General features: G+C 70.2%; 24 protein-coding genes, 2 tRNA genes and 1 pseudogene. 15 read left to right on the top strand and 12 right to left on the bottom strand.

Annotated elements, in window-relative coordinates; translation table 11 throughout:
* Positions 1-34 precede the first annotated feature (34 nt).
* From gyrA to OG738_RS11415, 3 genes are all read left to right on the top strand, one after another.
* On the top strand, positions 35-2,590 hold the full coding sequence (gene gyrA / locus OG738_RS11425; protein WP_329053476.1) for a DNA gyrase subunit A: 2,556 nt from the start codon (positions 35-37) through the stop codon (positions 2,588-2,590).
* Between the two features lie 49 nt (positions 2,591-2,639).
* Positions 2,640-3,326 (top strand): DUF3566 domain-containing protein, encoded by a 687-nt coding sequence (locus OG738_RS11420; RefSeq protein ID WP_329053475.1) that lies wholly within the window; start codon positions 2,640-2,642, stop codon positions 3,324-3,326.
* 49 nt (positions 3,327-3,375) lie between these two features.
* Positions 3,376-3,449 (top strand) — tRNA-Ile (locus OG738_RS11415).
* A 147-nt stretch (positions 3,450-3,596) separates the two neighbouring features.
* On the opposite strand, the pseudogene OG738_RS11410 reads toward OG738_RS11415, so the two are convergent.
* Positions 3,597-3,875, bottom strand: a pseudogene (locus OG738_RS11410) (MmyB family transcriptional regulator); the annotation flags it as partial.
* Between the two features lie 113 nt (positions 3,876-3,988).
* Positions 3,989-4,147: a hypothetical protein gene (locus tag OG738_RS11405; RefSeq protein WP_329053473.1), complete on the bottom strand. Its 159-nt coding sequence runs from the start codon at positions 4,145-4,147 to the stop codon at positions 3,989-3,991.
* 150 nt (positions 4,148-4,297) lie between these two features.
* Between OG738_RS11405 and OG738_RS11400 the strand changes: the two genes are divergently transcribed.
* The 3 genes from OG738_RS11400 (at position 4,298) to OG738_RS11390 (ending at position 5,302) form a co-directional block, all read left to right on the top strand.
* Positions 4,298-4,711 carry a YciI family protein gene (locus OG738_RS11400; RefSeq protein ID WP_329053472.1) on the top strand — a complete coding sequence of 138 codons (414 nt, stop codon included), beginning with the start codon at positions 4,298-4,300 and terminating at the stop codon, positions 4,709-4,711.
* A gap of 324 nt (positions 4,712-5,035) precedes the next feature.
* Positions 5,036-5,203 (top strand): DLW-39 family protein, encoded by a 168-nt coding sequence (locus OG738_RS11395; protein WP_086679331.1) that lies wholly within the window; start codon positions 5,036-5,038, stop codon positions 5,201-5,203.
* 26 nt (positions 5,204-5,229) lie between these two features.
* Positions 5,230-5,302 (top strand) — tRNA-Ala (locus tag OG738_RS11390).
* A gap of 61 nt (positions 5,303-5,363) precedes the next feature.
* Here OG738_RS11390 and OG738_RS11385 read toward each other — a convergent pair.
* Positions 5,364-6,752 (bottom strand): alpha/beta fold hydrolase, encoded by a 1,389-nt coding sequence (locus OG738_RS11385; RefSeq protein ID WP_329053463.1) that lies wholly within the window; start codon positions 6,750-6,752, stop codon positions 5,364-5,366.
* Positions 6,753-6,813: 61 nt separating this feature from the next.
* Here OG738_RS11385 and OG738_RS11380 point away from each other — a divergent pair, with 61 nt between their 5' ends.
* The gene (locus tag OG738_RS11380) at positions 6,814-7,971 is read left to right on the top strand and encodes a DNA glycosylase AlkZ-like family protein (protein ID WP_329053462.1); all 1,158 of its coding nucleotides are present in this window, start codon (positions 6,814-6,816) and stop codon (positions 7,969-7,971) included.
* Here OG738_RS11380 and OG738_RS11375 read toward each other — a convergent pair.
* Both OG738_RS11375 and OG738_RS11370 read right to left on the bottom strand, forming a co-directional pair.
* Entirely contained in the window at positions 7,968-8,606 is a 639-nt protein-coding gene (locus OG738_RS11375) for a pyridoxine/pyridoxamine 5'-phosphate oxidase (protein ID WP_329053460.1), read from the bottom strand. The genes OG738_RS11380 and OG738_RS11375 overlap by 4 nt on opposite strands.
* Position 8,607: 1 nt before the next feature.
* Entirely contained in the window at positions 8,608-9,243 is a 636-nt protein-coding gene (locus OG738_RS11370) for a hypothetical protein (protein ID WP_329053459.1), read from the bottom strand.
* A gap of 110 nt (positions 9,244-9,353) precedes the next feature.
* Between OG738_RS11370 and OG738_RS11365 the strand changes: the two genes are divergently transcribed.
* Complete coding sequence (locus tag OG738_RS11365; protein ID WP_329053458.1) at positions 9,354-9,887, top strand: DUF2020 domain-containing protein; 534 nt, start codon at positions 9,354-9,356, stop codon at positions 9,885-9,887.
* 149 nt (positions 9,888-10,036) lie between these two features.
* Complete coding sequence (locus OG738_RS11360; protein ID WP_329053457.1) at positions 10,037-10,489, top strand: DUF6918 family protein; 453 nt, start codon at positions 10,037-10,039, stop codon at positions 10,487-10,489.
* A 66-nt stretch (positions 10,490-10,555) separates the two neighbouring features.
* On the opposite strand, the gene OG738_RS11355 is transcribed toward OG738_RS11360, so the two are convergent.
* Entirely contained in the window at positions 10,556-11,092 is a 537-nt protein-coding gene (locus OG738_RS11355; protein WP_329053456.1) for a hypothetical protein, read from the bottom strand.
* A 97-nt stretch (positions 11,093-11,189) separates the two neighbouring features.
* Here OG738_RS11355 and OG738_RS11350 point away from each other — a divergent pair, with 97 nt between their 5' ends.
* A complete protein-coding gene (locus OG738_RS11350; protein ID WP_329053455.1) occupies positions 11,190-11,705 on the top strand; it encodes a peptidylprolyl isomerase in 516 nt (171 codons plus the stop codon).
* Between the two features lie 32 nt (positions 11,706-11,737).
* Entirely contained in the window at positions 11,738-12,694 is a 957-nt protein-coding gene (locus OG738_RS11345) for a rhomboid family intramembrane serine protease (protein ID WP_329053454.1), read from the top strand.
* On the opposite strand, the gene OG738_RS11340 is transcribed toward OG738_RS11345, so the two are convergent.
* Both OG738_RS11340 and crgA read right to left on the bottom strand, forming a co-directional pair.
* Positions 12,691-13,068, bottom strand: a complete 378-nt coding sequence (locus tag OG738_RS11340; RefSeq protein ID WP_329056657.1) for a PH domain-containing protein — start codon at positions 13,066-13,068, stop codon at positions 12,691-12,693. The two genes, OG738_RS11345 and OG738_RS11340, sit on opposite strands and share 4 nt — an antisense overlap.
* 112 nt (positions 13,069-13,180) lie before the next feature.
* Positions 13,181-13,447 (bottom strand): cell division protein CrgA, encoded by a 267-nt coding sequence (gene crgA, locus OG738_RS11335; RefSeq protein ID WP_284743405.1) that lies wholly within the window; start codon positions 13,445-13,447, stop codon positions 13,181-13,183.
* Between the two features lie 240 nt (positions 13,448-13,687).
* On the opposite strand from crgA, the gene OG738_RS11330 reads away from it, so the two are divergent.
* Together OG738_RS11330 and OG738_RS11325 are read left to right on the top strand one after the other, a co-directional pair.
* Entirely contained in the window at positions 13,688-14,698 is a 1,011-nt protein-coding gene (locus OG738_RS11330; protein ID WP_329053451.1) for a class E sortase, read from the top strand.
* Positions 14,698-14,853: a hypothetical protein gene (locus OG738_RS11325; protein ID WP_329053450.1), complete on the top strand. Its 156-nt coding sequence runs from the start codon at positions 14,698-14,700 to the stop codon at positions 14,851-14,853. The genes OG738_RS11330 and OG738_RS11325 overlap by 1 nt, the downstream gene beginning before the upstream one ends.
* Before the next feature lie 37 nt (positions 14,854-14,890).
* Here OG738_RS11325 and OG738_RS11320 read toward each other — a convergent pair whose 3' ends face one another.
* The 3 genes from OG738_RS11320 to OG738_RS11310 form a co-directional block, all read right to left on the bottom strand.
* Positions 14,891-15,280, bottom strand: coding sequence for an SCO5389 family protein (locus tag OG738_RS11320; protein ID WP_329053448.1), 390 nt, complete (start codon positions 15,278-15,280; stop codon positions 14,891-14,893).
* 100 nt (positions 15,281-15,380) lie between these two features.
* Complete coding sequence (locus OG738_RS11315) at positions 15,381-16,115, bottom strand: ABC transporter permease (RefSeq protein ID WP_329053446.1); 735 nt, start codon at positions 16,113-16,115, stop codon at positions 15,381-15,383.
* A complete protein-coding gene (locus tag OG738_RS11310; RefSeq protein ID WP_329053445.1) occupies positions 16,112-16,825 on the bottom strand; it encodes an ABC transporter ATP-binding protein in 714 nt (237 codons plus the stop codon). The genes OG738_RS11315 and OG738_RS11310 overlap by 4 nt, the downstream gene beginning before the upstream one ends.
* Before the next feature lie 169 nt (positions 16,826-16,994).
* Between OG738_RS11310 and OG738_RS11305 the strand changes: the two genes are divergently transcribed.
* Together OG738_RS11305 and OG738_RS11300 are read left to right on the top strand one after the other, a co-directional pair.
* Positions 16,995-18,815, top strand: coding sequence for a sensor histidine kinase (locus OG738_RS11305; protein WP_329053444.1), 1,821 nt, complete (start codon positions 16,995-16,997; stop codon positions 18,813-18,815).
* Positions 18,755-19,411 carry a response regulator transcription factor gene (locus OG738_RS11300; protein ID WP_329053443.1) on the top strand — a complete coding sequence of 219 codons (657 nt, stop codon included), beginning with the start codon at positions 18,755-18,757 and terminating at the stop codon, positions 19,409-19,411. The genes OG738_RS11305 and OG738_RS11300 overlap by 61 nt, the downstream gene beginning before the upstream one ends.
* On the opposite strand, the gene OG738_RS11295 is transcribed toward OG738_RS11300, so the two are convergent.
* Positions 19,408-20,727: a pyridine nucleotide-disulfide oxidoreductase gene (locus OG738_RS11295; RefSeq protein WP_329056655.1), complete on the bottom strand. Its 1,320-nt coding sequence runs from the start codon at positions 20,725-20,727 to the stop codon at positions 19,408-19,410. The two genes, OG738_RS11300 and OG738_RS11295, sit on opposite strands and share 4 nt — an antisense overlap.
* Positions 20,728-20,809: the final 82 nt, after the last annotated feature.

The following is a 20,809-nucleotide window of genomic DNA, read 5'->3' as shown; positions in this document are numbered from 1 at the left end:
TGTCCCCCAGGACCGCCCCCACGAGAAGGACCTCATGACGGAAACCCTGCCGCCGGCTCCGGACCACGACCGGATCGAACCGGTCGACATCCAGCAGGAGATGCAGCGCTCGTACATCGACTACGCGATGAGCGTGATCGTGTCGCGCGCGCTGCCGGACGTGCGTGACGGCCTCAAGCCCGTCGCGCGCCGGATCCTGTACTCGATGTTCGACTCCGGCTTCCGGCCGGACCGCGGGTACAACAAGTGCTCCCGCGTCGTCGGCGACGTCATGGGCAACTACCACCCGCACGGCGACTCGGCGATCTACGACGCGCTCGTGCGGCTCGCCCAGCCGTGGTCGCTGCGCTACCCGCTGATCGACGGCCAGGGCAACTTCGGCTCGTCGGGCAACGACCCCGCGGCCGCCATGCGGTACACCGAGTCCCGGCTTGCGCCGCTGGCCATGCAGATGCTGGCCGACATCGAAGAAGACACCGTCGACTTCTCCGACAACTACGACGGCCGCACGCAGGAGCCCGACGTCCTGCCGTCGCGGTTCCCGAACCTGCTGGTCAACGGCGGTTCCGGGATCGCGGTCGGGATGGCGACGAACATCCCGCCGCACAACCTGCGCGAGGTCTCCGAGGGCGTCGTCTGGGCGCTGGAGAACCCCGAGGCGACCGACGACGAGCTGCTGGCCGCGCTGCTGGTGCGGGTCAAGGGCCCGGACTTCCCGACCAGGGCGATGATCCTCGGCACGTCCGGCATCGAGGACGCCTACCGCACTGGCCGCGGCTCGATCCGGATGCGCGCGGTCGTCGAGGTCGAGGAGGACGCGAAGGGCCGCACGATCCTGGTCGTGTCCGAGCTCCCGTACCAGGTCAACCCGGACAACCTGGTCGAGAACATCGCGAACCTGGTCCGCGACGGCAAGCTCACCGGCATCGCCGACATCGCCGACGAATCCAACAGCCGTTCCGGCATGCGGATCGTCGTCACGATCAAGCGGGACGCGGTCGCGAAGGTCGTGCTGAACAACCTGTTCAAGCACACCCAGCTGCAGCAGAACTTCGGCGTCAACATGCTGGCGCTGGTCGACGGCGTGCCGCGCACGCTGCGGCTCGACCAGATCATCCGGCACTACGTGAAGCACCAGGTCGAGGTCATCGTCCGGCGGACCAAGTTCCGCCTGAAGAAGGCCGAAGAGCGCGCCCACATCCTGCGTGGGTACGTCAAGGCGCTCGACGCGCTCGACGAGGTCATCGCGCTGATCCGGCGGTCGCCGTCCGCGGACGAGGCCCGGCCGGCCCTGATGGAGCTGCTGGACGTCGACGAGATCCAGGCCACCGCGATCCTCGACATGCAGCTGCGGCGCCTCGCCGCGCTGGAGCGTCAGCGGATCATCGACCAGCTGGCCGAGATCGAGCTCGAGATCGCCGACCTCAAGGACATCCTCGAGAAGCCGGAGCGGCAGCGCGCGCTGATCCGCGACGAGCTGATGGCGATCGTCGAGAAGTACGGCGACGACCGGCGCACGAAGATCATCGGCTTCAGCGGCGACGTCACCGACGAGGAACTCATCGCCGTCGAGGACGTCGTCGTCACCATCACCCGCACGGGCTACGCCAAGCGCACGAAGACCGACCTGTACCGCTCGCAGAAGCGCGGCGGCAAGGGCGTCCAGGGCGCGACGCTGAAGCAGGACGACATCGTCCAGCACTTCTTCGTCTGTTCGACGCACGACTGGATCCTGTTCTTCACGAACAAGGGCCGCGTCTACCGGACCAAGGCGTACGACCTGCCCGAGGCCAACCGCAACGCGCGCGGTCAGCACGTGGCGAACCTCATGGCGTTCCAGCCGGACGAGCAGATCGCCCAGGTCATCGAAATCAGGAACTACGAGGTCGCGCCCTACCTGGTGCTCGCGACCAAGCGTGGCCTGGTGAAGAAGACCAAGCTCACCGACTTCGACTCGAACCGCTCCGGCGGCCTCATCGCCATCAACCTGCGCGAGGGCGACGAGCTGGTCGGCGCGGTGCTGGCGGCGGCGGAGGACGACCTGCTGCTGGTGTCCGCGGAAGGCCAGTCGATCCGCTTCCACGCGACCGACGAGGCGCTCCGGCCGATGGGTCGTCCCACGTCCGGGGTGCTCGGGATGCGGTTCAACGACGGTGACGAGCTGCTCGGCATCAGCGTGGTCAAGGAGGACAAGTTCCTGCTGGTCGCGACCGACGGCGGCTACTCCAAGCGCACCCCGATCGAGGACTACCCGGTGCAGGGCCGCGGCGGCAAGGGCGTGCTCACCATTCAGCACGACCGGAAACGTGGCAGGCTGGTGGGCGCGCTCATCGTCGACGCCGAGGACGAGCTCTACGCGATCACCTCGAGCGGCGGCGTGATCCGCACGCCGGCGCGCGACGTGCGCAAGGCAGGACGGCAGACGAAGGGGGTCCGGCTGATGAATCTCGGCGAAGGCACCACTCTTCTCGCCGTCGCACGCAACGCGGACGAGCCCTCGGACGTCGCCAATGGTGACACCCCCGAGGACGCGCCGGCTCCGGAAGCACCTGACGCGGGTGAGGAAACGACGGCCACGCCGGAGCAGTAAGTTTGCTCTCCGACGGCGGCCCCACGGCACGGGTAAGGACTGACTCTTCGTGACACCATCCGAGAATCCCGAGGCAGCGGGTTCGAACGGGACTCCGGCGAGCCCACCCTGGCAGCGGGTCGGCAAGGACGGCGACGCCGAAGCGACGGTCGGGATTGCCACGGACGAAGCGCTCTACAAGCCCGAGCCGCCGGCCGGCGAGACGCAGCCCGTCTCCGCCGACCAGCGGCCGGTGGTGACGGGCACCGCGGCCCAGAGCCTCTTCGGCGGCAGCGACACACCCCCGAGCGGCGAGCCGTCCGCGGCGGCGGTCCCGTCGGCCTCCAGCCAGCGAGCCCGCCCGAGCGCCCTGCGCCGCCCGGGCCGCGGCCCCCGCCGGGCCTCGCTGCAGGTGAAGCGGTTCGACCCGTGGTCGGTCCTGAAGCTGTCCCTGGTACTGGGCGTCGCGATGTTCTTCGTCTGGCTGGTGGCGGTCGGCGTCCTGTACACGGTCCTCGACGGCATGGGCGTGTGGGACAAGCTGAACGGAACGTACTCGTCCCTGGTGGGCGGCGAAGGCGCCAACGCGTCCTCGGAACCGCTGATCAGCGCGGGCCGCGTGTTCGGCATCGCGGCCATCCTCGGCGCGATCAACATCGTCCTGGTGTCGGCCCTGGCCACGGTCAGCGCGTTCATCTACAACGTGTCGGCCGACCTCGCCGGCGGCCTCGAGGTCACCCTGTCGGAACGGGAGTAACCCGGTTGCAGGGCCCCCTCGGGGGTCCTGTAAAGTTCTCCTCGTTCAAGGGCCTATAGCTCAGGCGGTTAGAGCGCTTCGCTGATAACGAAGAGGTCCCAGGTTCAAGTCCTGGTAGGCCCACGCAGGTCAAAGCCCGGTTCACACGTTGGTGAACCGGGCTTTTTGCTGCCTGCCTGACAAACTGAGTGACTGTCAGTGGCTTCTCCTGGCTGGCCGCCCACGACGCCAATAGGGCTGGGCCGTCCGCGGTCCCCGTGCCGGCGGGCGCGTCTTTGCTGATTCGGGATCCAGATACACGAACCGCGCGGTGTTCGCCGGCCGTCGCGCGTCGGCCAGCACCGGCGAATACCGCGCGCGGGCAAGGTGATTCATGGCTAGCACGTCATAACGGCCGTTGCAAATCCACGCCGGCGCATCGGTGATGGCGTCGAGCACTTGCTGAAGCGCCGGACGCACCGTCACGGCGGGTCGCCGGCGGCGTGGACCGCTGGGTGCCCTGGACTGCCGCGCAAGGTGAAACAGGTGATCGCGCTCGGCCTCCGCGCACGCGTCTGCGTTGCGTGAGCTGATGACGACGCGGGCGCCCGCCCGCAGATCGCCGCGCGCGATCATCATCCCAATGCCCTTGGCGCCGCCAGTGACAAGTGCGTATTTCCCACTCAGATCGAAAGGGTCTGCGTGTCGTGGAAGCATGTGCTGACACGGTCGCGCGTCCGGTGCAGCTGAATTACCAGCGCTGAAAGCCACTCTTGCCCGTATTGCGCCCCGGCATCGTCGTCGTGAATCGACCTTGAGAAAGCCGTGATCTTGGCCTGCATGGGTTGTTGCTGTGGGCTCAGCAGGACGATGGGGATCTCTCGCTCGGCCGGGGGTGGCCACTCGGGCCTGGTCGGCCAGGGCGAACTTCGATGTCGAAATCCTGGAAGCGGCTTCGTCCCGGGGCGTCAGCGACCAAGAAGGAGACGACCATGAAGTACCTGCTGCTGAAGCACTACCGCGGCGGCCCGGCCCCCGCCGTCGAGTTTCCGCCGATGGACCAGTGGACGCCGGGAGAGGTCGACGCGCACGTTCGGTTCATGCGTGACTTCGCGGCTCGCCTGGAAGAAAGTGGCGAGTTCGTCGACACTCAGGGGCTGTCGCCCGAGGGCACATTCGTCCGGTCCGGCGGCGCGGGCCGTCCGCCGGTGACGGATGGGCCGTTCGCCGAGACCAAGGACCTCATCGCCGGCTGGTACGTCATCGACGTGGACTCGTGGGACCGCGCGGTCGAGCTGGCCGCGGAGCTGTCCGCCGCTCCCGGGCCCGGCGGTGAGCCGATCCACGAGTGGCTCGAGGTCCGGCCGTTCTACGGTGGGTCCGCGCCGAGGGGCGAGGACGCCTAGATACAGGTCAGCCCTGCCGGGAAGAGAATGAACCGGCAGGGCTGAGTGTCACGGTCGATGCGCCACGGTCGCCTCTCGGCGAAGTGGCGCTTCGCGGCTCCAGCCGGACGGAACTCCGCGAAGGCAGTGGTTGAGGCCCGGGGGACACGGTGGGCGCACCGACCAGTGGGTACAACGGGACACCCCGTCCCGGTATTTCCCACCCCGTGTGACGTGCGTTACCTGCGAACTCCTGGTTCCACGTGGAACCACCGCCCCGACGGCACCGGGGACCGGTGCAGTAGCATCGCGGGGTAAGGGAAGCAAGCTGAGAAGGGGGCTTCGGTGAAGAAGCTGCTGGCACTCGCGGTCATCGCGGGCGGCGTCCTGTTCGTCGTGAAGCGCAACAAGGCGGCCAAGGCGGAAGCCGACCTCTGGCGCGAGGCGACCGCGCCGGTCCCCTCGAACAACGGCACCACCCCGGCCAAGCCGGCGGGTGCGTCCCACAACTGAGTCTCCGCGGGCGAAAGCCCGCACCCGGGGCTGTAGCTCAATTGGTAGAGCACCGCCTTTGCAAGGCGGGGGTCAGGGGTTCGATTCCCCTCAGCTCCACAGCGCACGAAAGACAGTGCACAAAAGGGCCTGCCCCGAATCCCGGGGCAGGCCACTTTCGTCACTCGAGGAAGCTGATCACCGCGTCGCGGCCCGCGTGGCCGCGCTCGCGGTTCTGGATCGAATGGGACTCGCCCGGCACGATCACCAGCCGGCCCTGTGGTGCCTGAGCCGCCTCCTCCCGCGCCCACTCCAACGGCGTCGACAGGTCGCGGTCGCCGTTCAGCAGCAGCACCGGGACGTTCGGTAGCCGGGACGCCGGGTTCGAGCCGACGCGCTCGACCGGCCACGGCAGGCAGCTTTGGATGAAACCCTGCTGCGTAGCCACTTCCGTCGTGTACGGCCACGTCGCCGACGTCGGCAGGGCACGTGCGGTCAAGGACAGCAACGGCTGCCGGACGGCGATCGGCGACGATGACGCGCCCCAGGGGAACCTCTGGTCCGCGCACAGCGTCGCCGCGTGGAGGCCCGCGCTGAACGATGCCGGGTCGTCGCCGCCCGGTTTGTACGCCTCCAGTAGCTCGTCCAGCTGTGTCGGCGAACCCGTGCGCGCCGCGTGGAGCGCTCCGATGACGTCGCCCGCCGACGGGTTCCGGTACGTCGGGTCGGCGAACTCGTACGACACGATCAAGTCGAAGATCCGCACGCCATCGGCCGTGCCTCGGTGGCGGACCACCCACGCGAGGTCGTCGGCGGGGTCGAACCCGCAGGCCGGAGCCGCCGAACACGCCGCACGCAGCACGCGGGCCTCGGCCGTCATCCCCGTCAGGTACAGGGAGGCCGACGCGGCAGCGTGGTGCGGGAGCACCGAGTCGAGGACGACCTTGCTGACGTTGCCCGGGTGCGCGACCGCGTACCGCGCCGCCGTGAACGAGCCGTACGAGACGCCGTCGACCACCATCTTCGACACGCCCAGCGCCTGGCGGAGCTGGTCGAAGTCCGCGACGCTCTGGTCGGTCGAGTAGAGCGGTGCCGTGTCGCCGAGGATCCGCGCGCACTCGGTGACCGCGTCCGGCATCGGCGTCGCGATGTCCGAACTGCCCACCTGCGCCTGCAGACCCGGGCAGTTCAGCGCGCCGGCGCCGGTGCCGCGCTGGTCGAGCATGACGATCCGGTAGTCCTTCGCGACTTCCGGCAGCCGTTGCTTGGCGATCCGCGTGATGGTGTGGACGCCGCCCTGGCCGGGCCCGCCGGTGAGGAAGAGCAGCACGCCCTTCGGCGCGGTCACGTTGTCGGACGTCGCGACCGGCAGGGTGAGCGTGCCCGGCCGCCGGCCGGTGTGGTCGAGCGGCACGGTCAGCGTCGAGCAGGTGAAGCCCGGCTGTCCCGGGCACGGGTGCGGATCCGTCAGCTTCGGTCGTCCCCCAGGACGCGCGTCGGCCACGGCCACACCCCCGAGTGCGGCGGTCAGCGCCAGGACCAGCCCGGCGACAAGCAATTTCGAGCGCATGATCCATCATCGCCACACCGAGCAGGGCGCCGCATCCCGCCGAACGGCCATACTTGCCCGCATGACGACAGCGCGGCTGCGGGCCTGGTGGGCCCACCGGCAGGGACTCGACGGCACGCTCCGCGGCGCGTCGGCGGCCGAGGTCCTCGAACGGACCGGCTGGGCCCGCTCGGTCGGCGGTTCCGCGCCCTACCTGGGGTTGTTCGCCCGCGCCGGCCTGCGGCGCGCGGCGGTCGACGCCGACGTCGCGCGGCTGAACATCCACGAACTGCCCTCGGCGCGCGGCTGCACGTACGTCCTGCCCGAAGCCGACTTCGCGCTCGGGCTGGCCGTCGGCGCGGGAGCACCCGAGGGTGAGCTGGCCGCCGCGGAGAAGCACCTCGGCGTCACGCGCGCCGAGATCGGCCGGCTCTGCGAAGTCGTGCTCGGCGTGCTCGGGACCGAGCCGCTCGACCCGGCGAAGCTGCGGGCCGCAGCGGGCGACGCCGTCCGCAGCCTCGGCGACGCCGGGAAGAAGCGCGGAGTCACCACGACCTTGCCGCTCGCCCTCGGCTGGCTGCAGGCGCGAGGCGAAATCCGGCGTGTGCCGGTCGACGGACGGCTGGACCGGCAGCGCTACGGCTACGTCCGGTGGGCGCCCCGAACGCCGCCGTCCGATGTGGACACCGAGCTGGCGCGGCGGTACTTCGCCTGGGCCGGACCGGCGTCGCTCAAGCATTTCCGGTGGTTCTCCGGACGAACCGCGGCAGCGGCGAAGAAGGCCGTGGAATCATTGGAACTCGAGCCCATCGAAGGCACGGATCTTCTGCTACCTGGGGGATTGGCCGCGGAATTCGCGGCGTTCACCGTGCCGGACAAGCCGTCCTACGCGCTCGTCGCCGGGATCGACGGCATCCACCTGCTGCACCGCGACCTCCCGCGCCTGCTCGACCCGGCCGACGCACAGCGGCCTGCTCCCGGCGGGAAGGGCACGCTCGGCGCCGAAGCGGATCCGCCGTGCCACCTGATCGTCGACCGCGGCCGGATCACCGGGCTGTGGGAGTTCGACGCCGACGCCGGGAAGATCGTCTACCGGTTCTTCGGCGAGGAGGACGAAGCGCTGCGCGAAGCGGTCGCCGCGACCGAGGCGTTCGTCCGCGACGACCTCGGTGACGCCCGCGGCTTCAGCCTCGACTCGCCGAAGTCCCGCGCGCCGCGCCTGGCCGCGCTCCGGGCCTAAGGCCAGAGACGCTCGCGGACCCAGCCGCCGTCGGTCTTCCGGTACCGCAGCCGCACGTGCTTGCGGTCGTGGCTGGCCTGCCAGAACTCGACCTCGTCCGGGTCGACGAGGTAGCGCGTCCACGTTTCCGGGGCCGTTTCCGGGTTCGCGTCCACCCAGCGCTGGGCTTCCGCGGCCGCCGCGTCGAGGTCCGCCGGGTGGTGCAGCACCTGGGACTGGTGCCCGATGAACGCCTCGACGCGCGACGCCGGCGGCCGGGCCAGGAAGTCCGCCGCGGACACCTCGGGTGCCGCGGGGGCGACCGGGCCGCGCAGCCGGACCTGACGGCCGCGCCCGGGCCAGAAGAACGTCAGCGCGGCGCGTGGGTCCTTGCGCAGCTGCAGCCCCTTCGGGCTTTCCGAGCTGGTCGCGACCGCCCAGCCGGCCGGGCCGACGTCCTTGAGGATCACCACGCGCGCGTCCGGCGCACCGTCGGCGTCCACTGTGGACAGTGTGACGGCGTGCGGCGCCAGCACGTGCTCGCCGGCTTCGGTCAGCCACTCGAGGAAGAGCGCCTGCGGGTCCTCGGCCGCCGTTTCCGGCGTGAACACGGGAAGTTCTCCGGGGAACGACGGCCAGCCGCGCAACGCCACCATGTCAGTAACCGTACGGCTGCTGCCCGGGCGGCGGGTAGCCGGGCGGCTGCGGGCCGCCCTGGCCGGCGTAGGGCGGAGGCGGCACCGGCGGCGCCGCCATCGGTGGCTGTTGCTGCCACCCGGGCGGCTGCTGGGACTGCAGCTGCTGGTAGACCTCGGCGGGCTGCGGGAAGCAGAACGTCAGCTTGGCCCGGATCGCGCCGTGCATCGCGGCGCCCCAGACCTTCCCGCCGGTGAACGCGTACGTCTGCCCGGCCGTGAGGTCCACGGCGACCATCCGCGTCTCGCCGCCGAACTGGTTGCTCGTCTTCGCCGACGCGGCCTGCGCGGCATCCGGGTGCACGTGCTGCCCCACGAGCCCGGCGATGACGACGGAGGCCGCGGTCAAGCCCCTGGTGCCGACCAGGTTCGCGCGCGCGTACTGCGTGGCGCGGCCGGTGAAGTCGTACAGCGCGGCCGCGCTGACCTCGGGCACGGGCGCGGCGATGACGCAGTAGTTCATCGTCGAGAGCAGCACCGACTCGGCGAACAGGCCGGCCACCGCCGTCGCGGGCCCGATCTGCACGGAACCGAGGTTGCCGCCGGACCGCTGGATGCGCTCGGCCACCGCGCCGAGGTACTGCTCGGGAGTGAGCACGCCGGGAACCTCCGTCACTGGGGACAACCGCGCCATGGTCGCACGTCCGGCCGTCACGCCGAGTTCAGCCAGCGGTTTTCACACATGCTTCATGGTTGACTGTGCGCGCTATGCGACGACTCGTACTTCTCGCGCCCGCCGTGGTCCTGCTGGCCGGCTGCGGCCCCTCCCTCGTGTCCGGCACCGCGACCCCCAGTCCGCCGTCGATGTCCGCCGGCACGGCCGCGGGTTCGGAGCTGCCGCCGGACCCGCAGCCGGCCGCGACCGAGGACTGCCCGTACCTCGACAGCGAGTTCGTGGCCGACGCGAACGGCCAGCACGTGTCCAAGGTGCGCGTGTCCGCGGACAAGCCCCATCCGGCGTGCTTCTTCTACCGCCCGGACGGGAAGATCCAGCTCACCGTCCGGGTGTACGTCGGAGACGCGAAGACGGCGACGGCGCTGGTCAACAAGGTGGCGCCGGTCGACTCGTCGAACCCGGCGAGCGACCCGACGGGCTGGAAGGGCGGCTACGAGTCGACCGACGACGGCGCCGTCTACGCGGTCGCGAAGGGGACCGCGGCGGTCATCGCGACCACCAACCAGAAGCAGAGCGTGAAGGCACGCACAGTGGTCAAGAAGGCTATCGCTGCCCTGAAGCTCTAGGTAGCGGGCTCCACACGGGTGAGTGATGTTGATCTTGTATTACCCTGTGCGTCACGCGCAGGCTTCGTGGACTCGCGCACCGCAGCCATCGGGGGACCCCCACCCCCGAGGGCCGGGCACAAAATCTGCAACGACAAAGGACTAGATTCGTGGCTGACACCCTCAAGGAAATCCTGCTCGACTCCAGCCGTCGCCCGGCTGTCGTGACCGACTTCGAGACCCTCGTCGACGCCGAGGTCTCGGACAAGGGCGGCGTCTCGGGTGCCGTCGTCAAGACCGGCTTCGCCGCGGTCAAGAAGATCAAGCCGGGCATCATCCCCTCGGCCGTCGACACGCTGCTGCCGGACTTCGCCTCCGCGCTCGAGCCGTTCTACGGCGACTACCGCGCCAAGGGCGGCAATGACTTCGGTGCCTACCTGTCCAGCCGCTCGGACGAGGCTTCCGACGCGCTGCTGAGCGTCACCGACGCACGCGCGGAGAAGAGCAGCCGCGACAGCATCAAGAAGGTCTACTCGAAGCTGCGCCCGAACGGCAAGAAGAACGTCGAGGAGGCGCTGCCCCGCCTCGGCCAGCTGGTCGACAAGCACGCCGCCAACGCCTGAGCGAACCCCAGGCACCACTGAAGAGGCCCCCCGGGTGCACGCCCGAGGGGCCTCTTCGTGTGCGGCTCAGTTCTTCTTCTCGGCGGGCGCCGGGGACGGCGCCTTGCCGTTCGCCTGCGGGCTCGGCTTCGCCGCTTCGGCGGGCTTCGGCGCAGGCGGGGTGGCCTTCGGCGGCGCGGGCGCGACCGGCGGCTCCTGCTTCGACCGGAGCACGTAGGCGGCACCGGCACCGACCACGACCAGGCCGAGCAGCCACGGCCAGCGGCGACGGCTGCGCGTCCCCTTGGCGGCGGCCTTCGCTTCGACCAGGGCAGCGGCGAAGTCCTTCTTCGCCGCCTTGAAGTCCTTCTTGCCGCGGCGCTTCGAGTCACCGGCCGCCTTCGCGGCCTTGATGGCGGCCTTCTTGGCCTTGCGGCCCGGCTTGCGCAGCTCGGAGAGCCGGGCGAGGGCCTCCTCGCGGGCGGCCTTCGAGCTCTTCTTGAGCTCCTTGCGGGTGAGCTCGGTCTTCTTCGCGAGCTGCTTCTGCGCGCGCCGGCCGTGCTTGACACCCTCGGAGACGAGTTTGTCGGCGGTCTCGGCGGCCTGGGCTGTCGCCCGGGACATGGACTTCACCTCATCATTCGTTTTGACACTGCTCTGTTACCCGTAACCTATCGTGCCCCTTTTCGCCGCCGCTCGCTGCAGATGGCACGATGAAGCCGTGAAAGCGACGCTGCACACCAACCAGGGTGACATCAACCTGAACCTCCTCCCTGACCACGCGCCGAAGACGGTCGCGAACTTCGTCGGGCTGGCGGAGGGCACCAAGGAGTACACCCAGCCGAACGCGGCGGGCACGAACTCCGGCCCCTTCTACGACGGTTCGATCTTCCACCGGGTCATCGACGGCTTCATGCTGCAGGGCGGCGACCCGACCGGCACCGGCCGCGGCGGCCCCGGCTACAAGTTCGGCGACGAGTTCCACCCGGAGCTGCAGTTCAGCAAGCCGTACCTGCTGGCCATGGCCAACGCCGGGCCCGGCACGAACGGCTCGCAGTTCTTCATCACCGTCGCGCCGACCACCCACCTGAACTTCAAGCACACGATCTTCGGTGAGGTGGCCGACCAGGAGTCGCGCAACGTCGTCGACGCGATCGCTCGTACCTCGACGGGGCCGGCGGACCGTCCGCTGACCGACGTCGTCATCGAGAAGGTCACGATCGACCACGAGGGCTGAGCCGGTCAGGTTTCGGTAGGTTGGTTCTCATCGTGAACCAACCGCCGAACCCCGCCGCCCAGCCCCAGGCCGCACTCCCCGGGTGCTGGTGGCACCCGAACCGCCCGACCGGGCTGAGCTGTTCCCGGTGCGGGCGTCCGGCGTGCCCGGACTGCCTCCGCGAGGCCCCCGTCGGCTTCCAGTGCACGGACTGCGTGCACAGCGGCACCCAGCAGCAACGCCGGCAGCACCGCGACTACCAGGAAGCCGGCCTCGGCGTGCGCACGATCGCCGGCGCGCGGCCGTCCGGGTCGTTCCTGGCGACGCAGGTCATCCTCGCCGTCAACGTCGTCGTCTTCCTGGTCACCGTCGTCCAGGCGCGCAGCCTGAACGACAACCAGACGTCCGGCATCTTCCAGGTCGGCGTGCTGTGGGGGCAGGCGACGCTCGGCGCCGGCGAGTGGTGGCGCCTGTTCACCTCGGGCTTCCTGCACTACGGGCCCATCCACATCGCGGTCAACATGTTCTCGCTGTGGATGATGGGCCGCGCGCTGGAACCGGTCTTCGGCAAGGTCCGGTACCTCGCGCTCTACTTCGTCTCGATGCTCGGCGCGTCCACGGCCGTGCTGCTCTTCGACAACCTCGACGGCGGCACCGCCGGCGCCTCCGGCGCGCTGTTCGGCCTGATGGGCGCCTACGGGGTCATCGTGCTGAAGCTGCGCCTGAACCCGTCCGGGCTGATCATCACGCTCGCGCTGAACGCGTTCATCACCTTCGGCGTCGCGAACATCTCGATCCTCGGCCACGTCGGCGGCCTGGTCACCGGCGCGCTGGTCACCGTGGCGATGCTCTACGCGCCCCAGGCGCGCCAGGCGCAGTGGCAGCTGGCCGGGGTCGCGATCCTCGTGGTCGCGATGGTCGGGCTGCTGATCTACAAGGACAGCGAGGTCGCGGCCCAGACGTGCCAGTTCGTCCAGTACCGCGGCCAGGAGCTCTACAGCTGCGGCTAGCTCCGCGCGCGCAGCGTGCTGAGCACGTCCAGGACGTCGCGAGGGTCCTCGCCCAGCTCGAGCCACCCGAACACGTACAGCTCGTCGTCGTGCTCGATCTCGAGCGTGACGCCGTCGCGGCCCAGCCGGCGGGTGGTGCGCAGCCGGGTGCGGGTCTGCCCCCACGGCAGCCGGTGCGTCCCGCCGAGCGTGCGGGCCACCAGGCCCTCGGTGTCGGCGGCCAGCCTCGGCCGGACGAGCGTCGCGTGGGCGGCGAACGCGCCGACGGCCACCGTCGCCAGCGCGAACAGCACCAGGCCGCCGCGGTCGCCGGTCAGCGCGTCGGCCACCACGCCGATCAGCAACAACGCGGTGACCGCCCAAGCCGATACCACAACGGCCCGGCGCGGCGCCCAGGAGGTGGGGTAGTTATCCACAGGGGTTATCCACACTGGGGATGAGTCACACCGATGTAATTCGGCGTCAAGCCGCCATTCGGAGTAATAATCAGCGCCAGCGCATAGTCATGAGCAGACCGGCGATCATCAGCGCGAACCCGCCGGCGAAGTTCCAGTTGCCCAGGTCGGCCATCCACGAGATCTTGTCCCCGGCGATGTAGTTCACCAGCAGCCAGATCAGGCCCAGGAGCATCATCCCGAACATCGGGATCTTCCAGGCGAGACCGGTGGGACCGGCCGCCCGCACCTTCACCGGCGTGCGCCGGTCGGCAGGCGGGGTGTAAGCCGTCTTCTTGCGGACCTTGGACTTGGGCATCGTGTTCCTCGCGGTGCTGTTCGGGCTGGTCGGTGGCGATGACCCGCTCGGGGTGCGCAACCAGCGCCACGTGCACACGTTAACGTAAACGACGGCAGGAAAGCAGCGGCCGGGAGTAGTTGGATTTCCCGTACCGTGACGTCGGGGTCACCAAGTGTTGGACGCGGCTTGAGAGGAGCTTGCGTGACTACGCGCGAAGGACCGGATGACGACCGGCGCAGACACCCGGGTCAGCGGCCCGTGCCCCAGCGTCGGACCCCGGCCACGCCCCCTCGCGGCCAGGTGCCGCCGCGGCCGCAGGGTCAGCCGCCCCGGCGGCCGCAGGGTCCGCCGCCCCGCCGCTACAGCAGCCCGGCCCCGCCGCCGGGCTCGGCCGAGGAGACGGTCGTGTTCGCGCCGGTCGGCAAGGGCGGCACCGCGACCAAGGAGAAGCCGGCCCCGCCGCCGCTGGGCAAGGGCGGCGTCGCGATCCGGACGGCCGGCGAAATCCTCATCACGCTGGGCCTGGTCGTGCTGCTGTTCATGGTCTACGAGCTGTACGTGACCGACCTGTTCTCGGCGGGCAAGCAGTCCGAAGCGAGCGACCAGCTCAACGGCGAGTGGGCGCACGACCGCACGCTGCACCCCGAGCTCGTCGACGGCAAGGCCTTCGCCCGCATCCACATCCCGACCTTCGGCGTCGACTACAACTTCACGATCCAGGAGGGCACGGACGACGCCTCCCTGGAGGTCGGCCCCGGCCACTACAAGGGCACGTCGCTGCCCGGCGAGCCCGGCAACTTCGCCGTGGCCGGCCACCGCGTCGGCAAGGGCGCCCCGTTCAACGACCTGGACAACCTCTCCTCCTGTGACCAGATCGTGATCGAGACTTCGACCGACTTCTACATCTACAAGGTCCTGCCGTACGACGACGAGATCGAGAACTGGGCCGGCGGCAAGGGCGCGGACCCGAAGTGCAAGGGCGTCTCGACCCTGCGCGACCCGAACGCCGAGGGCGGCGGCGCGTACAGCGAGACCTTCGGCCGCAAGGTCGTGCTGCCCACCGAGGGCACCGCGGTGAACCCGGTCCCGTACAAGGACGCCGAGGTGCTGCCGAAGGCCCAGCAGGCCGCGCTGCTCACGCTCACGACGTGCCACCCGCAGTTCTCCGCCCGCGAGCGGCTCATCATCACGTCGGTGCTGACCCAGCAGGTGCCGAAGAACCAGGTCAAGGACTACGGCGACCTGCTCTCGAAGATCGGGGAGGCCTGATGTACGCGTGGATATGGCACAAGCTGCCGGGCCCGTTCGCGGCGAAGCTGACGCTGGCCGTGGTGCTCGTCCTCGGCGTGGTCGCGCTGCTGATGTTCGTGGTGTTCCCGTGGCTGGAGCCGCGCCTGTGGTTCAACGAGGTCGCGGTCAACTGAGCCTCCGGCGCACCGGGTGGTGCGCCGGAGGACCGGGCTAGCAGTCGCGCAGCTCCGGGCTCTGGTTGAGCAGCTGGCCGCGCGGTGAGACGAACGCGCGGTAGCGGTCGCCGTCGTCGGACTTGCGGAACACGGCGATCCGGTGGCAGTTCTGGAAGGCCAGCTTGACGCCGAAGTGCCGCTCGAGGCCGCCGCGGATCGCGTCCGAGGCCAGTGCGCGCAGCAGCTGCCCGCGGGCGGCCTCGCTCGGCGGTGGTGTCTCGTTGTCGGCGAAGCCGTCCGCCGCGCCCTCGGCGTCGGCGATGACGCCGGTGATGACCTCCCATGCGTACGGCAGGGATTCCTTGACGCAGGCGACGAACTCGGCGTCGGTGACCTCCCCGCGCTCGGCCTTCTCCAGCAGCGCGGGTGACACGTCCAGGGACATCGAACCTCCAGTGTGAGCAGGGCCGTCTTCCTGGCTACCGGCCCGGTGGTCCCGCCACAAGAGAAAACGATGATCATCACCACTTTGGCGGAAGGTCCGGTCACTCCCAGCGGAAGAACCGCGCGGCCAGCGCCGTTCCGATCGCGGCGAAGCCGGCGAGCGCGAGCAGCTGCAGCGGCTGCACGCCGGCGCCGACCCAGGCGTCCTGCAGTGGCTGCGTGCCCGGCGGGACGTAGTCGCCGATCCGCTGCAGGACCTCCGGCAGCAGCGGCCGCGGCAGGTACCCGCCGCCGAAGAACATGGCCGGGACGAACGCGACCATCGCGAAGCCGCCGGCCGCCCTGGCCGTGCGCGCGACCGCGGCCGCGAGCAGGCCCAGCGCGAACATCGAGACCGTGCCGAGCAGCAGCGTCAGCAGGAACTCCAGCGGGTGCTGCGGCAACGGGACGTCGTAGACCGCGTTGGCCACGCCGAGCACCAGGCCGATGCCGGCCAGCGCGATCACGACGTGGATCAGCAGCTGCGCGCCCAGCAGATTCACCGGGTGTATCGGGGTCGTGGCCAGCCGGCGCAGCACCCCCTGCTCGCGGTAGGTCGCGACGGCGCCCGGGATCGACTGCAGCGCCGGCATCGCGAGGCTGACGACGATCAGCGACGGCACCCAGGCGTCGATGAACCGGTGGCCGCCGGCCGCCGGGCTGGGCTGCGTCATGCCGGGGATGGCGCCGACCGCCAGCAGCACGGCCGTCGGCAGCAGGATCCCGGCGATCGCCATGAACGGCGTCCGGAGGGAGAGCTTCGTCTCGGTGGCGGTGATCTTGGCGAAGGCCTTCACAGCGTGCTCCTCGTGAGCGAGACGAACGCGTCGTCCAACGTGGCGGCGTCGACGGACCGGCGGAGCCCGGCCGGGGTGCCGGTCGCGACCACGCGGCCGGCGTCGAAGATCGCGACGCGGTCGCAGAGCCGCTCGGCCTCGTCCATGAAGTGGGTGACCAGCAGGACGGTGACGCCGGTGGCGCGCACGCCTTCGACCAGCCCCCACGTCTCGCGGCGGGCGTGCGGGTCGAGCCCGGTGGTCAGCTCGTCCAGGATGGCCAGTTCGGGCTTTCCCACCAGCGCGAGCGCGATCGACACGCGCTGCTTCTGGCCGCCGGAGAGCTTGCCGAAGAAGCTGCGCTCGTGGTCGCGGAGGTCGAGCCGGCCGAGCAGGACGTCGACGTCGGCGGGGTCCGGGTAGAAGGACGCGAACAGCTCCAGCGCCTCCCGCACCCGCAGCTTCGCCGGCAGCCGGCCTTCTTGCAGCTGGACGCCGACGCGGCGGGTCAGCGCGGCGCGGTCGGACGCGGGGTCGAGGCCGAGCACGGAGATCTTGCCGCCGTCGGCTTTCCGGAGGCCCTGCAGGCATTCGACCGTGGTGGTCTTGCCGGCGCCGTTCGTGCCGAGGATGCCGAAGATTTCGCCGCGCTCGACGGTGAACGAAACGCCGTCGACCGCGACCTTGTCGCCGTAGCGCTTGCGGAGGCCGGTGACTTCGATGAGGGGCATGGCTACGAAGCTACGAAGGTTCGGCGCCGCGCGGAATGACGCTGAAACCCCAGCTCAAGTAGGGTTTTGCTGACGCGGGGGTGGGCTTGGCCCCACCCCGGCCGGGGAGCTTCGGCCAGTGCGTGGACGCGGGTGGTCCGGCGAAGATCCAGGGGGAAGGAGGTGCCGGATGTCGTACCTGCGTGCGCTGGTCCGGGCGTGCGCGCTGGCCGCGTTCGCGTTCCTCGGCTGGGTGGACGTGCTGGTCGAGCTGATCGCGTTCGCGCTGCTCTGCGTCGGACTGGTCTTCTTCCTCGGCCCCGCGGTCGAATGGGCGCGGGGCCGGTCGACGGTGGCGCGGACACTGGCCGCGCGCTGGTGTGACGTCGAGATCGCCCCGCCGTACCGGCCCGAGCCGCCGGAACCGGTCCGCGAGCGCGACGGCTGGTACCGCGACGGCAACCAGCTCTACAAGCGGGCGTTCTGGATCCGCTGGCAGCACCGGCTCACCTGGGCGCTGGAGGATCCGGCGGCGGGGCGCGAGTTCACCTGGCAGCTGGTGAACCCGCTGGTCACCCTCCTGCTGCCGATCGCCGCGCTGGTCGGCGGGTCGGCGGTGCTGCGCGGTTACGGGCGGTGGACGCGCTGGTGGATCGGTCCCCGGCCGCCGGTCGAAGCTCGGAAGAACTGGCTGCACCGGCACCTCGAAGCGCTGGGCCACCAGGGCGGCATTCTCACGCTTTCCCTTGTGCAGCTGATCTTCTCGGTGCCGCAGCTGGTCCTCATGGTCACCTTTCTGCCCTTGGCGGTCCCGTTCGTGCTGTGGACCCGCTCGGTCACCGACACGCTGCGCCGCGAGGCCGGGAACTGGACCGGCGTGCCGATCGCCCGCCCGTACCTGCCGCCGCCGGGGCTGCCGTTGCCGCGCCCCGACGGGCTCTACCAGGTCGGCAAGCAGTTGCACGAGGAGCCGTTCTGGCCGGTCCAGCACGCCCGCATGCGGTGGGTGCTGCGTGACCGCGCCACCTGGCGCGACCTCGCCGGCGGCCTGCTCGTCACGCTGGTTTCGTTCGTGCTGATCCTGCCGGCCTTCGTGCTGGTCAGCCGCGGGCTCATCGGCCTCGGGGCGCTCTGGATCTGGCGGCCGTTCGTGTCGTCGCCGGTCGGCTGGTTCCCGCTACCCGAAGTGTCGACGCACCTCGGCGCACTCGCGCAGACCCCGGCCATGCTGGCGATGGTCGTCGCCGGCTTGCTGCCGACGACCTGGCTCGCCCGCCAGCAGGCCCGGTTCGCGCGGGTGTGGTTCGGACCGACCGAGGCGACCCGGCTCGCCCAGCGCGTCGAACGGCTCAAGCAGACCCGCAGCGACGTCACCGTGACGCAGGCGGCGGAGCTGCGGCGGATCGAACGCGACCTGCACGACGGGATCCAGTCACGGCTGGTCGCGATGGGGATGAAGCTCGGCGCGGTCGAGGCGCTGGTGGACACCGACCCGGCGGCGGCGAAGCGGCTGGCGGCCGAGCTGCGCGCGTCGTCGTCGGAGGCGCTCACCGAGCTGCGCGTGCTGATCCGCGGCATCCACCCGCCGGTGCTGTCCGAGCGCGGGCTGCTGGACGCCCTTCGCGCGCTGGCGCTGGACAGCCCGCTGAAGGCACAGGTCACCGGCTCACTGCCGAGGCGCGTCGAGGAGCCGGCCGAGGCGTGCGCGTACTTCGCGGTGTCGGAGCTGCTGGGCAACGCGGCGAAGCACGGCGCTGGGCGGGCGTCCGTCGAGGTGGCGTTCGCCGACGACCAGCTGACGGTGGTGGTGACCGACGACGGGCCGGGCGGGGCTCTTCCGGCCCGCGGTTCGGGACTGCGCGGGATCGAGCGCAGGCTGGGCGGCTTCGACGGTAGGTTGACCCTGACCAGCCCGATCGGCGGGCCGACCAGGGCGATGGTGGAGATCCCGTGTCAGATCGACCCAGGACCGTCGTCGCCGAAGACCAGTACCTCCTCCGAGACGGCCTGACGCACCTCCTCGCGGCGCACGGCTTCGACGTCGTCGCGGCGGTCGGCAGCGGCCCGGAACTGGCGGCGGCGTTGCGCACCCATCGCCCTGAAGTGTCCATTGTGGACGTCCGGATGCCGCCGACGAACACGGACGAAGGCCTGCAAGTCGCGTTGGCGGCTCGTAGGGAAATGCCGGGCTTGCCGATCTTGGTGCTGTCCCAGCACGTCGAGCAGCTGTACGCGCGCGAGTTGCTGGCTGACGGCACCGGTGCGATCGGCTACCTGCTGAAGGACCGGGTGTTCAACGCGGACCAGTTCATCGACGCGGTCCGCCGCGTGGCCGCCGGCGGAACGGTGATGGACCCCGAGGTGATCGCGAAACTGGTGGCGGGCAGCGCTTCCGACCCACTGGTCGCGTTGACGCCTCGGGAGCGCGAAGTGCTTTCCCTGATGGCCGAAGGGTGTTCGAACGCGGCGATCGCCGGGCGGCTGCACTTCAGCGAGGGCGCGGTCGGCAAGCACACGGCGAACATCTTCCAGAAGCTCGGCATCTCGGCTTCGGACGACACGAACCGCCGGGTGCTGGCCGTACTGGCGTACCTCGGTGCCGCTTAGCCGCGCGAAACCCGCGTCATCTCTTCACGCTCGACAACCTTGATCCGCTCCCGGCCCGCCGCGAGACCCAGCGACTTCTCGTGCGCGTCGAGCTTGCCCCAGCCTTCCCACGTCGTGAACGGGATGCCCCGCGCCGCCAGGAAGTCCAGGATCGCGTCCGGGGACGCGTATTTCGCCTCGCGCAGCGTGTCCGCGTCCGACAGCAGGCTCGCGACCGTCTCCGCCGCGTCGCCCTTCGTGTGGCCGATCAGGCCGATCGGGCCGCGCTTGATCCAGCCCGTCACGTACACACCCGGGAGCTGGTTCTCGTCCAGGTCCAGCACACGGCCCGCCTGGTTCGGCACCACGCCGGCCCCGTGGTCGAACGGGAGCTCCGGCAGGTGCGACGACAGGTAGCCCACCGCGCGGTACACCGCCTGGACGTCCCAGTCGTGGAACTCGCCCGTCCCGCGGACGGTTCCGTCACCCGTCAGCTCCGTCCGTTCCGTGCGCAGGCCGGACACCCGGCCGTCCGTGCCGAGGACTTCGGCGGGGGAGTGGAAGAAGTGCAGGTGTAACCGTCGCTGCCGCGAACCCGGCTCGCGGATCGCCCACTCCTGCAGCGTCTTCACGACCATGTCGATCTGCTTCGACGCCCGCAGCGCCGCGATGCTGCCGTCGTCGAACTCGATGTCCTCGGGGGACACGATGACCTCGACGTTCGGCGAGTGGTCCAGCTCCCGCAGCTCCAGCGGCGTGAACTTCGCCTGCGCCGGGCCGCGGCGGCCGAACACGTGGACGTCGGTGACCGGGCTGGCCTTGAGGCCCTGGTAGACGTTGTCCGGGATGTCCGTGGTCAGCAGCTCGTCGGCCGTCTTGGCGAGGATCCGCGCGACGTCCAGCGCCACGTTGCCAACGCCGAGGACGGCGACCGAAGACGCGTTGAGCGGCCAGGTGCGCGGGACGTCCGGGTGGCCGTCGTACCAGGACACGAAGTCCGCGGCGCCGTGGCTGCCGTCCAGGTCGATGCCCGGGATGTCGAGCTCGCGGTCGGCGGACGCGCCGGTCGAGAAGATCACCGCGTCGTAGAACTCGCGCAGCTCGTCGAGCTTGATGTCGGTGCCGTAGTCGATGTTGCCCAGCAGGCGGATGTTCGGCTTGTCGAGCACCTTGTGCAACGCCGTCACGATGCCCTTGATGCGCGGGTGGTCGGGCGCGACGCCGTAGCGGATCAACCCGAACGGCGCCGGCATGCGCTCGAAGAGGTCGATCGTCACGTCGGCGTCGGACTTGTCCAGGATGTCGGCGGCGTAGATCCCGGAGGGACCGGCGCCCACCACGGCTACACGAAGAGAACGGCTCACCCGATCCACGGTAAGTTAGGATCACCTAACCTAAAATGTGATTTGGCGTACGGTC

The sequence above is a fragment of the Amycolatopsis sp. NBC_01488 genome, from assembly GCF_036227105.1.
GTDB lineage: Bacteria > Actinomycetota > Actinomycetes > Mycobacteriales > Pseudonocardiaceae > Amycolatopsis.
The sequence above is the reverse complement of the archived record's forward strand: the minus strand, read 5'-3'. Positions and strand labels throughout refer to the sequence as shown.

Bases quoted from the DNA above. Each gene is read 5' to 3' on its own strand.
- gyrA (WP_329053476.1), top strand. From the start codon at position 35: ATGACGGAAACCCTGCCGCCGGCTCCGGACCACGACCGGATCGAACCG.
- OG738_RS11405 (WP_329053473.1), bottom strand. From the start codon at position 4,147: ATGCAGGCCAAGATCACGGCTTTCTCAAGGTCGATTCACGACGACGAT.
- OG738_RS11400 (WP_329053472.1), top strand. From the start codon at position 4,298: ATGAAGTACCTGCTGCTGAAGCACTACCGCGGCGGCCCGGCCCCCGCC.
- OG738_RS11385 (WP_329053463.1), bottom strand. From the start codon at position 6,752: ATGCGCTCGAAATTGCTTGTCGCCGGGCTGGTCCTGGCGCTGACCGCC.
- OG738_RS11380 (WP_329053462.1), top strand. From the start codon at position 6,814: ATGACGACAGCGCGGCTGCGGGCCTGGTGGGCCCACCGGCAGGGACTC.
- OG738_RS11375 (WP_329053460.1), bottom strand. From the start codon at position 8,606: ATGGTGGCGTTGCGCGGCTGGCCGTCGTTCCCCGGAGAACTTCCCGTG.
- OG738_RS11365 (WP_329053458.1), top strand. From the start codon at position 9,354: ATGCGACGACTCGTACTTCTCGCGCCCGCCGTGGTCCTGCTGGCCGGC.
- OG738_RS11355 (WP_329053456.1), bottom strand. From the start codon at position 11,092: ATGTCCCGGGCGACAGCCCAGGCCGCCGAGACCGCCGACAAACTCGTC.
- crgA (WP_284743405.1), bottom strand. From the start codon at position 13,447: ATGCCCAAGTCCAAGGTCCGCAAGAAGACGGCTTACACCCCGCCTGCC.
- OG738_RS11325 (WP_329053450.1), top strand. From the start codon at position 14,698: ATGTACGCGTGGATATGGCACAAGCTGCCGGGCCCGTTCGCGGCGAAG.
- OG738_RS11320 (WP_329053448.1), bottom strand. From the start codon at position 15,280: ATGTCCCTGGACGTGTCACCCGCGCTGCTGGAGAAGGCCGAGCGCGGG.
- OG738_RS11310 (WP_329053445.1), bottom strand. From the start codon at position 16,825: ATGCCCCTCATCGAAGTCACCGGCCTCCGCAAGCGCTACGGCGACAAG.
- OG738_RS11305 (WP_329053444.1), top strand. From the start codon at position 16,995: ATGTCGTACCTGCGTGCGCTGGTCCGGGCGTGCGCGCTGGCCGCGTTC.